The 13,226-nt window shown below is 35.9% G+C and carries 13 protein-coding genes; 7 read left to right on the plus strand and 6 right to left on the minus strand.

The annotated features are described in order from the left end of the window. Window positions 1–106: 106 nt before the first annotated feature. From QE429_RS10970 to QE429_RS10980, 3 genes are read right to left on the minus strand one after another with little or no spacing between them, the layout of a single operon-like run. Window positions 107–1,774: a b(o/a)3-type cytochrome-c oxidase subunit 1 gene (locus QE429_RS10970; RefSeq protein ID WP_307287033.1), complete on the minus strand. Its 1,668-nt coding sequence runs from the start codon at window positions 1,772–1,774 to the stop codon at window positions 107–109. Then, window positions 1,774–2,250, minus strand: coding sequence for a cytochrome c oxidase subunit II (locus tag QE429_RS10975; RefSeq protein ID WP_307287034.1), 477 nt, complete (start codon window positions 2,248–2,250; stop codon window positions 1,774–1,776). Before QE429_RS10975 ends, QE429_RS10970 begins: the two co-directional genes overlap by 1 nt. Before the next feature lie 22 nt (window positions 2,251–2,272). Next, window positions 2,273–2,422 (minus strand): cytochrome c oxidase subunit 2A, encoded by a 150-nt coding sequence (locus tag QE429_RS10980; RefSeq protein WP_307287035.1) that lies wholly within the window; start codon window positions 2,420–2,422, stop codon window positions 2,273–2,275. 678 nt (window positions 2,423–3,100) lie between these two features. On the opposite strand from QE429_RS10980, the gene QE429_RS10985 reads away from it, so the two are divergent. The 5 genes from QE429_RS10985 (at window position 3,101) to QE429_RS11005 (ending at window position 10,632) form a co-directional block, all read left to right on the plus strand. Further along, complete coding sequence (locus tag QE429_RS10985; RefSeq protein WP_307287036.1) at window positions 3,101–4,189, plus strand: type III polyketide synthase; 1,089 nt, start codon at window positions 3,101–3,103, stop codon at window positions 4,187–4,189. After that, window positions 4,189–4,758, plus strand: a complete 570-nt coding sequence (locus QE429_RS10990; protein ID WP_307287037.1) for an isoprenylcysteine carboxyl methyltransferase family protein — start codon at window positions 4,189–4,191, stop codon at window positions 4,756–4,758. Before QE429_RS10985 ends, QE429_RS10990 begins: the two co-directional genes overlap by 1 nt. A gap of 357 nt (window positions 4,759–5,115) precedes the next feature. Beyond that, entirely contained in the window at window positions 5,116–8,772 is a 3,657-nt protein-coding gene (locus QE429_RS10995; protein WP_307287038.1) for a dynamin family protein, read from the plus strand. Window positions 8,773–8,798: 26 nt separating this feature from the next. Beyond that, entirely contained in the window at window positions 8,799–9,626 is an 828-nt protein-coding gene (locus tag QE429_RS11000; protein WP_307287039.1) for a sulfurtransferase, read from the plus strand. A gap of 112 nt (window positions 9,627–9,738) precedes the next feature. Further along, window positions 9,739–10,632: a 5'-3' exonuclease gene (locus QE429_RS11005; RefSeq protein ID WP_307287040.1), complete on the plus strand. Its 894-nt coding sequence runs from the start codon at window positions 9,739–9,741 to the stop codon at window positions 10,630–10,632. A 56-nt stretch (window positions 10,633–10,688) separates the two neighbouring features. Here the strand turns inward: QE429_RS11005 and sspL are convergent, their stop codons facing one another. Continuing rightward, window positions 10,689–10,826 carry a small, acid-soluble spore protein L gene (sspL, locus tag QE429_RS11010; protein WP_307287041.1) on the minus strand — a complete coding sequence of 46 codons (138 nt, stop codon included), beginning with the start codon at window positions 10,824–10,826 and terminating at the stop codon, window positions 10,689–10,691. Window positions 10,827–10,909: 83 nt separating this feature from the next. Between sspL and QE429_RS11015 the strand changes: the two genes are divergently transcribed. Beyond that, window positions 10,910–11,401: a divergent PAP2 family protein gene (locus QE429_RS11015; protein WP_307287042.1), complete on the plus strand. Its 492-nt coding sequence runs from the start codon at window positions 10,910–10,912 to the stop codon at window positions 11,399–11,401. A 40-nt stretch (window positions 11,402–11,441) separates the two neighbouring features. Further along, a complete protein-coding gene (locus QE429_RS11020; RefSeq protein WP_307287043.1) occupies window positions 11,442–11,711 on the plus strand; it encodes a DUF6123 family protein in 270 nt (89 codons plus the stop codon). A gap of 33 nt (window positions 11,712–11,744) precedes the next feature. Here the strand turns inward: QE429_RS11020 and QE429_RS11025 are convergent, their stop codons facing one another. Beyond that, a complete protein-coding gene (locus QE429_RS11025; protein WP_307287044.1) occupies window positions 11,745–12,665 on the minus strand; it encodes a DMT family transporter in 921 nt (306 codons plus the stop codon). A gap of 10 nt (window positions 12,666–12,675) precedes the next feature. Further along, window positions 12,676–13,083 carry a reverse transcriptase-like protein gene (locus QE429_RS11030; protein WP_307287045.1) on the minus strand — a complete coding sequence of 136 codons (408 nt, stop codon included), beginning with the start codon at window positions 13,081–13,083 and terminating at the stop codon, window positions 12,676–12,678. Window positions 13,084–13,226 lie beyond the last annotated feature (143 nt).

Here is a 13,226-nt window from a genome sequence, read left to right on the forward strand (position 1 = left end):
TACAGTTCGGGTCAAATAACCTTCTGCAAGTAAAGTCAAAGAGCGAATTTTCTCGCAGAAGAACATTTGCCTGTCGGGGATGACTAAGGCGCTTGCACTTTTCTTACTACCATTTACTCCAAGTTTGGAATCCTTTTGAGCCAGGTGGTGCATTTTGAATAATATCAATAAATGGTATGGTGTAAGCGAAAAGAATAAGGGCGGCAGTAATACCAAGCCATAACTTCCAGTTTTCAAATACCATAGGTGCTTTTTCTTCTGGACGTTCTGCGTCACCAACTGGGAATTCTTCTTCTCCCTTTGGAGCAAAGAATGCTAGATTGATAAAGATAATTAGTACTAAGATAATACCTAAGAAAAGGATGGAGCCACCAACTGCTTGAGCAATTTGGTAAGGGATCCACTCTGCCGCTTGCTTCGCACCACCATAGGTTGAGAAGGAAGAGCGTCGTGGGCCACCAAGTAAACCTTGTGCATGCATGGAAGTTGACATGAAGGCCATTCCAATAGTCCATACCCAGCCTTGAATAATGCCTAGTTTATTCATTGCTTTTGTTAATTTTCTACCTGTTAAATGTGGTACCAGCCAATAAGAAATACCGAAGAATGTTAACGCAACAGATGTTGCTACCGTTAGATGGAAATGGCCTGTTACCCATATAGTATTATGAACTACCTGGTCCATCTGGTTTGAAGCGTTAATAATACCACCAGCACCAGCTGGGATAAAAACGGCCATACCGATGAATGGAACGATAAAACGAGCATCACCCCATGGTAGAACTCTGAACCAGCCAAAAAGACCAGTTGCGCCTTTTGAACGGCCATATCTCTCAAAGGTTGCAAATAAAGAGAAGGCTGTCATTAATGAAGGAATGATAACCATGAAAGTCAAGATAACCTGTAAAAACTTCCATGCTGGATCAATTCCAGGTTCGGTTAATTGGTGGTGAAACCCAACCGGAATAGAGAAGAGCAAGAACAAAATAAAAGACAAACGAGCTAATGAATCTGAGAAAATTTTGCCCCCGATAATTTTTGGGATTATAGCATACCAACACATATAAGCTGGTAATAACCAAAAATAAACCAATGGGTGACCAAAATACCAGAACAATGTTCGGCTGACTAGTACATCCACAGTATCTACTAAACCAAGTGACCAAGGCAGTAATTGGAATAATACGGTAGCAGCAACACCCAATGTAGCGACGATCCAAAGTACAGTATTAACAACAGCCATAAAGCTTAATAAAGGACTTGGTTGTCCTGGGTTATTCTTGCGCCATTTAGCGTAGGTCAAAATCTGTGCAGAGCCGTCAATCCAACTTCCCACAACTACAAAGGTTAAACCCAAATAAAAAATCCAGTGTGCCTTTAGTGGAGCATAGAATGTATAAAGAACAGACGCTTCTTTAAGCAAGACCATTGTTGCAGCCATTATTGTACCGGCCAACATAACCCAAAAGCCAACCCAGCCGGTACGCCTTGCTCCGGCGGAATGTCCACCAGTTGTTCTACTTACAGCTGCATATTGAAATCCCATGATAAAGAAAGTGGTTAAAACGAGTCCCATTAATACTCCATGGACTGTTAAAACTTGATAATAATCGATTCCCCAAGGAAGTTCCCATTTACCTGAACGAACTAGGGTTTGTAATAGGCCCATTAAGCCGCCAAGAGCAAGAGCGGAGAAGGCGACAAAAAAGTGTGCCATCGAAAGCTTTGCATCACGTGGGTCAACTTTTACTTTTATAGCTGTATTGTTAACCATTATTTTACCACCTCAATCTTTGAACTCATTAAATGGTGTCCAGCACCACAATATTCATTACACACAATTAGATATTCGCCAGTCTTATCAAAGGTTGTCGTATATTCACTGACATAACCAGGTTCAAGCATCATATTAATATTAGTTCCAGCTACTTCGAATCCATGAACAACATCTGTTGTTGTTGCAATGACTTTTACTTTAGCACCTAGTGGCACTTTTACTTGCACAGGATTAAATGAGAAGGCTGAAGCCACATACACTAATTCATAGTCCCAATCTTTCCCTTCAACTTTGTGAAGGCCAGGCTCTGTAAATGGTTTTGTTTGATTGACCTTCTCAGGATTAATAGTAGTTAAACAACTAGGTGGTTTGTTACCTAGATAAAAAGCACTGACTCCAATGGTGACCAAGAAAACAACAAGGGCACCTACTCCAAAAGCAAGCCAAATTTTTTCGAATTTATGCATATGCATAACCTTTTTCCCCCTTCAATCATTAAAAACGTTCGACAAATAGGTAATAGACACCTACCCAAGTGACCACAATGAAAAGTCCCAAAAAGAAAACGGACGCTAATGTTCCTTTGAGAGAAGAGCTATCTTCGATCTCTGTTTTTTGTTTTGTTTTTAATTCCGTTTTTGCCATCCCTTTGCACTCCCTTCAGAAAAGTAAAATTAAATAATAAGTTCTCTTTCATAATACAAAACAAATGTGAAAGTAAAATATAAATTTTGGAAGTTCACAAATTGTTCATTCCTTAGTTATCTACTATGTTAATGTTAAAAACTTGATGTAACAGTGATTTATGTCACATTAACCCACGGGTAATTGTGACATAAATGTGAATCATCACACTTTGACTGTGATAAAAGTAATTGAATAATGTTTCACAAATAAAATTCTCAGTTTACGCTCATCAAAGTCACACGTTCCTGAAAATGGAAAATAAGATAAATCATCACGAGTTATTTTATTAGGAAGTGAGGTATTACTTTGGAAAAATATTATTGTGAACAATGTCGAATTCTATATAACGCAGAACAGCCTTGTGGGATTTGCGGATCATTGGCTAATAAAAAAATAAAGATTGAAGTTCAGTCTCAACCCGAAAAACAGTAAGCTATTTAAATTGGAAAAGATTATGTAATGATGAGAAATCGAAATCACGTTATAATTTAAGTGCACAACAACAACAACCTTCAAAACGTTTGCTTCCCTATCAAAGGGAGGCGTTTTTTTTTGCCCATTTTAAGGCTAAAACTTCGGAATAATTTTCTTTTGATTGGAAAAAATACCCGTACAAAGGATGAAGGAGAATGTTTTATGCCAGCAATTCTTTCTGTATCTGAGGTTATTCCACCTCACGAGATAACACAAAAACAAGCAGTCGAGTTCGCTCGGGATCTTTTTGCCGAATCATTTAGGGATATTGAAAGACTCCTTAAAGCATTTCAAAACGGACAAATTGAAAAGCGACATTTTGTAAAAGGGATAGAGTGGTTTAAGTCTCACCATACGTTTGAAGAAAAAAATGATGCATATATAGAAGAGGCTGTAAAATTGGGCAGCGAGGCAATTGTCAAATGTTTAAGTAATACAATCTTTCTTGAAGCACAACTTCCTTTTGAGGAAATAGACGCAATTTTTTTTATATCCACCACTGGTGTCGCAACTCCTAGTATTGATGCCAGGATAATGAATCGTTTGCCATTTCATTCCCACACAAAACGTATTCCGATTTGGGGCCTAGGCTGTGCAGGTGGAGCTGTAGGGCTATCAAGAGCATTTGAATACTGCTTGGCCTTTCCTGAAGCCAAAGTTCTTGTCCTATCTGTTGAGCTTTGCAGTCTCACCTTTCAGCATAATGATTTATCCAAAAGTAATTTAATCGGGGTCTCTCTTTTTGCAGATGGAATCGCCTGTGCATTGGTTTGCGGAGACTTATCTGATACAAAGAGATATAGAAAAAAGATAACCTATCCATCAATTGTTGGTACTCAATCTACACTAATGCCAGACTCATTGGATGTTATGGGGTGGGATATAAAAAATACGGGTTTATTTGTTGTATTCTCTCGAGATATTCCACGTATTATTGAAGACTGGCTAAAACCTAATGTCAAAGAGTTTCTAGATCAATATCAAATGAACCTTAGTGAGATTGACTATTTTATTGCACATCCAGGAGGAAAAAAGGTTTTGGATGCCTATATTAAGTCATTAGATATACCTGCTTCAATGACTGATGTTTCTCTAGAAGTATTAAAGCAATTCGGTAATATGTCCTCAGTTACTATTCTTTATGTACTAAGACGAATGATGGAAAGGAACATTCCTAAGGATACATTTGGTCTAGGTACTGCACTCGGTCCTGGCTTTAGTTCAGAACTTCTACTGATGAGGTGGACATAATGAATAATCTTTTTCCCTTTCTTGTTTTATTTTGTATCATCACTTTACAAAGAATGGTTGAGCTTTTTATTGCTAAAAGAAATGAGAGATGGATGAAGCAAAAAGGGGCTATTGAGTTTGGTGAAAAGCACTATAAGTTTATGGTAAGCATGCATGTCCTATTTTTTATTTCTTTTTTTGTCGAAAAAATTGGGTTGAATCGTGTAATATCACCAATGTGGTTACTTTTACTTCTCGTGTTTATCGTGGCACAAATAGTGCGTATTTGGGTAATAGCTTCTTTAGGAGAGTATTGGAATACAAAGATTCTAGTCCTTGAGAATGCGAAGGTGATCAAAAAGGGACCGTATCGTTATATAAAACATCCCAATTATTTGGTGGTAGCAATAGAGTTACTAGTTGTTCCATTATTGTTTTCTTGCTATATTACGGCTGGGTTATTTACACTATTAAACGCCATGATTATTTCCATTCGCATTTCTGAGGAAGAGAGAGCCCTTCAGAATTTAACAGAATATGTTTCTGCTTTTGAAAATTGTAAACGTTTTCTACCTAGGGTTGTTAAATAATTGTGACAGTTTAAAAAGGTTATTGAAAATGATTATCAGCTATGTTAAACTGACCTTAACGATGAAAATCATTCTCATTAAGGTTGATAAGGAAGGTGTTACATATGGCTCTTGCTTTTGTAGGAGGAACAATTGTAGTTTACGCATTTGTCATGAAGCACGTCTTACGAAATGTAACTCAATAATAAGTAAAGATAAATTAACTGTTTTTAAAAAGCCGGGGAGAAATCCTAGGCTTTTTTTTGCGTGAAACCGAAAAATTTAAATTTTGTTGTATAAAAGTGGTGTCAAGATAGGAAATGTTTGAATTATCGTATAAAATAAATAATATTACTACGTTGTTAAGGGGAATTTGAGATGGTTAAAACTGCTAGACAGAATGAAACGATTGAAACACTAAAATATAAAATGGTATCTTTATATAATTTATTAAAAGAAGAAAATGATATTGAACAGGCAGAAAAAGTAAAGCAGCTTGCTCGGAAATTATCGAATAGAGAGTTTCTTATTGCCTTTTGCGGGCATTTTTCTGCAGGAAAATCAACGATGATCAATCAAGTAGTGGGGGAAAATTTACTACCATCAAGCCCGATTCCAACAAGTGCAAACCTTGTAAGAGTTAAAGCGGGGGAAGAATACGCAAAGGTATATTTCAAAAATGAAAAATCAAGATTGTATCTAGCTCCATACGACTATCGATTAGTCAAAAATTATTGTAAAGATGGAGATCAGATTGAAGAGATCGAAATCAGCCATAGTGAGTCTCGTTTACCTGAGAATACGGTGATTATGGATACACCAGGAATTGATTCAGCAGATGATGCCCACCGGATAGCCACTGAGTCAGCCCTGCATCTTGCAGATCTAATTTTTTACGTAATGGATTATAACCATGTTCAAGCTGAATTAAATTTCCTATTCACCAAAGAATTAACGGAAGCTGGTAAGGAAATTTATTTAGTCATTAATCAAATTGATAAGCACAAAAATGACGAGTTGAGTTTTTCGGATTTTCAGAAAAGTGTTGTTGACTCATTTGCATCTTGGGGAGTAAGACCTGAAAGGATTTTTTATACTTCATTAAAAGTTGAAGATCATCCTTTTAATGAATTTAATGAACTCCAGCAGTTTATGCAATCAAAGTTAAACGAAAAGGATCAATTATTGGTGCCATCTGTTTCTCATTCATTAAGAAAAATTGCTCAAGATCATATCGAACAGTCCCATAAGACAGCAGATGAAGCTCTCGCTCCTGTTCTAGACATATTAAATGAGTTATCAGATAAAGAGAAACATGACTTAGAAACCTCTTTTAATAAAATCACTTCAGACCTAAAAAAAATAAATGAAGGGACTAAAGAGAAGGAAATAGTTTTTGAAAATGAGCTTTCAAAAATCCTAAAAAATGCATATCTTATGCCTTTTCAAACAAGATCATTAGCGGAGAGTTATTTAGAAGCATCCCAACCTGAATTTAAAGTAGGTTTCTTGTTCTCAAAGCAAAAAACAGTAGAAGAGAAAAATAAGAGATTAGAAAATTTTTATCAAGATTTACAAGATAAAATAAAATCGCAATTGGAGTGGCATATACGAGAGTTTTTATTGCGTTGTATAAAGGACGAAAAAATTGAAAATATTGAACTGCAAGGCTTAGCCCAATCGTTTACCATCCAGGTTCCAATAAAATTATTAGTGGATACTGTTAAATCAGGAGCCCGTGTAACGGGGGATTATGTACTTCGTTATACCGAAGATGTTGTCAATGAGATAAAAAGATTGACTAGAAATCTACTTTCAGAATTTAAATATAAATATTTGGATTGTCTATCAATCCAAACGGCGAAATTACAGAAACAATACGAAGCAGAGTTCAGTAGAATGGAAAGGTATGTAAAAGCCTTAACAACACTGAAAGAGTCAGAACTGAATATATTCAATAAAGAAAAAATGGTTGATCAATTGTTTGAACAACATGAAATACTTCGAGAGGAAGCTCCTCTTTTTATTCAGGAGGAAGAAGAATACGAAGTAATTAAAACTCAAAAAGAAATAAATGTCGTAAACACTGAGGAAAAGTTATCTTTACACACGGAAAATATAGATATAATTCTTCAGAATGAAAAGGAGCAGTTTAAACAGGAAGACAATCAGTTAAAGAAAACAGTTGAACGACTGCATCTTACATCCAATTTGATTGAAGGTTTACCTGGTTTCAAAAAGCTCTCAAAAGAACTTGAAGATAAGGCATCTAGATTAGAAAATAAAGGTTTCACTGTTGCGTTATTTGGAGCATTTAGCGCCGGGAAGTCTTCGTTTGCCAATGCATTAATGGGTGAAAGAATTTTACCCGTTTCGCCTAACCCAACTACTGCTGCCATTAATAAGATTAAGCCGGTAACATCTGAATATCCACACGGAACAGTACTGGTGAAGTTTAAAGATTACGTAACAATGCTTGATGATATTAATCGATCTTTAAAGGTTTTTGATTTACATGTAATGGAGCTAACTGAAGCGGTAAAAGTAATTGATCAAATTATGCTTGAAAAGGGGCAGGAAGGGATATTAGAGAAAACTCATTTTGCTTTTTTACAGGCATTTAAAAAAGGTTTTAACTCTTTAGTATCTCTCCTTGGAACTACTAAAGTAACAGAACTCAGTGATTTTAATGAGTTTGTAGCAAACGAGGAAAAATCATGTTATGTAGAATGGATCGAACTATATTATGATTGTGAGTTAACTAGAAAAGGGATTACGCTTGTTGATACACCAGGGGCTGACAGTATTAATGCTCGTCATACAGGGGTTGCGTTTGATTATATTAAGAACTCTGACGCTATTTTATTTGTTACGTACTATAACCATGCTTTTTCAAAGGCAGACAGGGAATTTCTAATTCAGCTGGGGCGCGTAAAGGACTCCTTCCAAATGGATAAAATGTTCTTTGTTATTAACGCTATTGACCTTGCTGAAAATGATGAGGAAAAGAATCTTGTAGCCGAATATGTTGGGGAACAATTACTAAAATATGGAATCCGAAATCCGCATCTTTATTCTTTATCAAGCTTGATTGCGTTAAATGAGAAGCAAAATAGAAACCAAATTCCATTATCAGGGATGAACCATTTTGAAAAGGCTTTTTATCAATTTATTTCCAATGATTTAACGGAAATGGCTATATCTTCTGCAGAGAACGAATTACAGCGTATTTGGGATTTAGTAGATAAATTAATAAAAAGTTCACAGGAAGATGAAAGCATTAAAGAAATGAAGAAAGTGGAATTCGAAAAAGAAAAAGCTGACATCAAGAAATTACTAGAAAAACAAACTGGAGAAAACCTACGAAACCGTTTACTCCAAGAAGCAGATGAATTAATTTACTACATTAAGCAAAGGGTATTTCTTCGATATGGTGATTTCTTTAAGGAGGCATTTAATCCATCAACCCTACGAGATGATGGACGTAATTTAAAAAAGGCGTTGCAGTCAGGGCTCGATGAATTTTTAGAAAGCTTTGGTTTTGATTTTGCACAGGAATTAAGAGCGACTACCGTAAGAATAGATAGATTTATTGAAAAGCTCCTTACAGACTATCATGCACAACTTATCAGAAATCTACTTGAAGTCAATCGTGATCTTTCTTTTTCTGCCTATGAAAAGCCGAACTTTGAAGAAATTGATTTCCCGATAGCATTTAAAGATGTAGATAACCAGCTATTTACCAAAGCTATGAGTCACTTTAAAACGCCAAAATCCTTTTTTGAAAAGAACGAGAAACAATATATGATGGAAGAACTGAACCAAATTGTAAGCGGGTTAGCTGATGATTATTTAAAACATGAAGGTGAGCGTTTGTGCTTCCATTATGGAAAACAATTAATGGTAGAAACGGAACAATTACTATCGAAATTGAATGAACAAGCAGATGATTATTACTTAAGTATTCTTTCAACATTAGATGGTGGTGTATCTATTATTGAATTAATGGATCTTCAACAAAAGCTTCCAAAATAGAAGGGCTTAAAAAGGGGAGAACTTAGATGAAGTATGTAAGAGACAGAGAATGGCTTATCAAAAAGTTGGATGATAGTACTTTGAAAATTGTCGACTGCCGCTTTTCCTTAATGGATCCCAATAAAGGGAAAAAGGATTATCTTAAAAGTCATATTCCAGGTGCAATCTTCTTTGACTTGGAACAGGACTTGTCTGGACCTGTTAAAGAGCATGGAGGAAGGCATCCATTACCAAATATTGATGAACTAGTTAGGAAACTCGAAAATTCTGGAATTACCAACGAAACAACAATTATTGCTTATGATTTTGGAGAAGGAGCATATGCAGCCCGATTTTGGTGGCTTCTTAAGTACCTTGGCCATAGAAATGTCTATGTCCTTGATGGAGGGTATAAAGGCTGGCTGGAAGCTAATGGTCCTGTAACAGTAGAAATTCCTTCGATCAAAACTGCAAAAATGCATGTAGAACTAAACCCGGATATTCTTGCTACAACAGAGGAAGTCAAACAAGTAGTGGAAAATCAGTCAAAAGATAGTATATTAATTGATTCAAGAGAAGCGAGAAGATTTCTTGGATTAGAAGAACCAATCGATAAAAAAGCAGGACATATTCCAGGTGCACTAAATAAGCCTTGGATGGAAGGCTTAAGTGAATGTCGATATAAAACAGTTGATGAACAAAGACAAAGGTTTGCCAATATTGATTTAGAGAACCAGATTATTGTATACTGCGGCTCTGGAGTAACAGCTGTCCCCAATTTTTTAGCTTTAAAGGAAGCTGGATATGAAAAGGTAAAGCTATATGTTGGAAGCTTCAGTGATTGGATTTCGTACGATGGAAATAATATCGTATAATTGACTAATCAAACCTATGGTATAATGGGGAGCATGTGAATAAAATACCAGGATTAGCGTTTCGGCACCTTAATGGTGCTGCCGCTTATCTTATATATAGGGGGATTAGAAATTGAATAGTCAAAAGCCTTCATTAATGCTAGTCGATGGGATGGCATTATTATTCCGTGCATTTTATGCAACTGCAGTAACAGGACAATTTATGATCAATTCAAAGGGTATTCCTACTAATGGAATTCATGGTTTTGTGAAACACTTGTTTACAGCTGTTTCCTCGTTTAAACCAACTCATTTGGCAGTATGTTGGGATATGGGGAGCAAAACCTTTCGGACAGAGTTGTTCCCAGACTACAAAGGAAATAGAGGCGAAGCACCAATTGAGCTTATCCCTCAATTTGATTTAGTCAAGGAAGTAGTGGCTGCTTTTGATATACCCAATATAGGATTAGAAGGCTTTGAAGCAGATGATTGCATCGGTACAGTTGCTAGGCATGCAAAGGAATTCGCGCATGTTTCAATACTCACGGGAGATCAAGATATTCTTCAGTTACTGGATGATCGTATTTCCGTCATTCTGATGAAAAAGGGATACGGAAACTATCTTGTTCACACGCCTCAAAGCTTTTTTGAAGATAAAGGTATCACTCCAAAGCAAATGATTGATTTAAAAGCACTTATGGGTGACCCTAGTGATAATTATCCAGGAGTTAAAGGAATTGGTGAGAAAACAGCGTTAAAGCTTTTACAAGAGTATCATCATATTGAGGGAATCATCTCTAACCTGGATCGTTTATCAAAATCGAATAAAACAAAGATTGAACAGGATTTGGAAATGTTGCATCTATCTAGAATGCTTGCGGAAATAAAATGCGATGTCCCTGTGACATATAACTTTGAAGAAACAGGTCTTCAAATTGAAAAAGAAAAAGCGTTAAATAAATTATTGGAAGTCGAGCTTCGTGGATTACAGAGACTGCTGCCACTGAATGAAGCCGTTATTTCTTAAATAAATTTAAAAACTGGCTGTTACCTTAAAGTACAGCCAGTTTTTTCATTGGCCAATTACTTGGTATTTTTCTTTTTCGCAGCATTTTCAAGTTTGCTCTTAGGTTCTTCTGCGAATTCTGCGTCTTGTCCATATCCTTGAGGATTCACTCCAGGTGCTTTAACCCCGCGGTTAGCATTATGTTTTTTACTCATTAATGTTCACCTCCCATTTAGTTAGTATTTCCACAGAGAATAAAAAAATTTGGATTTCTAACAATAATGGTAGAGGTGATTTAATGAATAAAGGTGTTTATTTAGCACTTTTTAGCATTGGACTAGCTCAAGGGATGAAAATTCCTATCCATTATTTTAAAAAGAATGAATGGCGTCCTGAGCTTTTTTTTGGAACAGGCGGAATGCCGAGTTCACATTCAGCAGGGGTTTCTACACTTACCACGTATATTGCTTTACAAAGGGGATTACCGACGTTCGATTTTGCTCTTTCCCTCGTCTATGGACTAATTGTTATGTACGATGCACAAGGTGTCCGAAGGCAAACAGGTGAGCTAACATTAAAGGTGAACTCAATGAACGATTTGATAGAGAAAATCCACAAAGATGAAAGTGTTGAGTTTGAACAGGAATCACCGAAAAGACTGAAGGAAATGTTAGGGCACCAACCAGAAGAAGTAATTGGTGGTGCAATCCTCGGTGTTTTAGTGGGCGTTATCGGGCATTTGTGTACAAAAAAGAATAGAAAATCATCTATTTTTAGGGTAAGATTTTAAAGGGATGGTTAAAGATTTTCGGAGAGGATTGGTTAAGTCAGTGCGAACAGTGGAAGAGTATTTGCACTACTTGAAAGGTAAAGGCTTTCATTTTCAAGAAGATGCAATTGGATTTATTTTCTTCGGAAAACACTATACAAATGCTTCCGATGAGATGATCAATACTGCGATAGAGCTAACATTGAAAGCGCAAAAATGCTTTGATGGCAGTTTTTATGTTTCCTTATTGGAAACGCTTATATCGAACGAAATAGACAGTAGAAAAGATGCAATCAGATTTATTAAAGAAAAAGAATTAATAGCAATTTAAATGATGAAAGAGGTTGACTTAGTCAACCTCTTTTCATCCCTCAATGGTTTTATTTTTTTTTAGTGGAGGAACTTTTTTCATTGGAACTTCAGCAAAAATCATCCCCATAAAAATCAAAACGCACCCTAAGAGAGCACTGGAGGATAACCTTTCATTTGCCCATGTGTATCCGGCAATGGCAGCGAAGACTGGTTCCATTGCGAAAATTAAAGCAACTCTAGTTGCGGAAGTGTACCTTTGGAAATTTGTTTGGATAAAGAATGCCACAGCAGTTGCAAAGATGCTAGTAACAATAAGGGCAAAAATAACATCTTGTGACAAAAGAATGTCCAGTTGAAATGACTTTTTCCAATCCTCAAATATAAAAGAGGATACCATTGATAATAATGCAACAGTCGAAATTTGTATAACCGTTAATAATAATGTAGGATATTTACTGCTAAATTTTCCTGTTAATATAATATGAAGTGCAAAACTAATTGCACAAACAAGCACAAAACCATCACCAATATTTAAGGATGTTACATCCGTCATAGTGAGTAAGAACAGGCCGACAGTAGCAGTTAACACACCAACAACCGCATTCTTGCTTGGGTATTGTTTTAGTAAGAGCATTGAAAATAAAGGGACTAAAACAACGCTTAATCCCGTAATAAATCCGGCTTTGGATGTAGTTGTATAGAGAAGACCAATGGTTTGGGTTACATATCCTAGATAAAGCCAAAACCCAATAAAGATACCTGAGGCTAGCAATTTTAAGTTTAGTTTTTGTAATTGTTTCCTTTCAAAAGAAACGAGACAAATCATCAATAATAGAGCCGCAATTGCAAAACGAATACCATTAAAAGCAAAAGGCTCTAGAAAATCAATAGCATTTTGAACTATAACAAAAGTAGTTCCCCAAATCAACGTAACAAGAAGCAAACTCAAATCTGCAAATAACGGTCTTTTCATGTTAAACGAACTAGGCTCCTTCACTAGTGTTTTTTTGAATGGCAAGTCTTGCTAATTTATCCGCTACTTTGTTCTCGGCACTAGGAATCCATTTCATAAAGAATAATTCCATTTTCCTTGATAAGGTTAAAGCTTCTTCAAGTAATGGCAAATATTGTTTGTTTTTTACAAATTCTTTTTCCATCGCCCTATTAATTAGTTCAGAATCAGTACGAAACGACACAACTGAGTGAATGTATCCTTTGTCTAAACATATTTTTAATGCGTGGATAAAAGCATGAAATTCAGCTTCATGATTTGTCATTGGACCAAGAGGTATAGAATATTCTTCAGCTGTGCCGTTAGCCTTAATGAAAATCCCAGCTCCGCTTAGTCCAGGATTACCAGCACTAGCTCCATCAATATAGACTTCAATCATGCTTTTTCCTCCAATTAATTAATTATTCAAGTTTATCATATTTTAACACAGTAATGCAGGAAAATATTTTCTTTTGCTTAAGTGGGTATGATAATCATATAAATAAGCAGAAGCAGGTTTTTAAATTCAATTATAACTTGAAA

This window comes from Bacillus sp. SORGH_AS_0510 (assembly GCF_030818775.1).
In the GTDB taxonomy this organism is placed as follows: domain Bacteria; phylum Bacillota; class Bacilli; order Bacillales; family Cytobacillaceae; genus Neobacillus.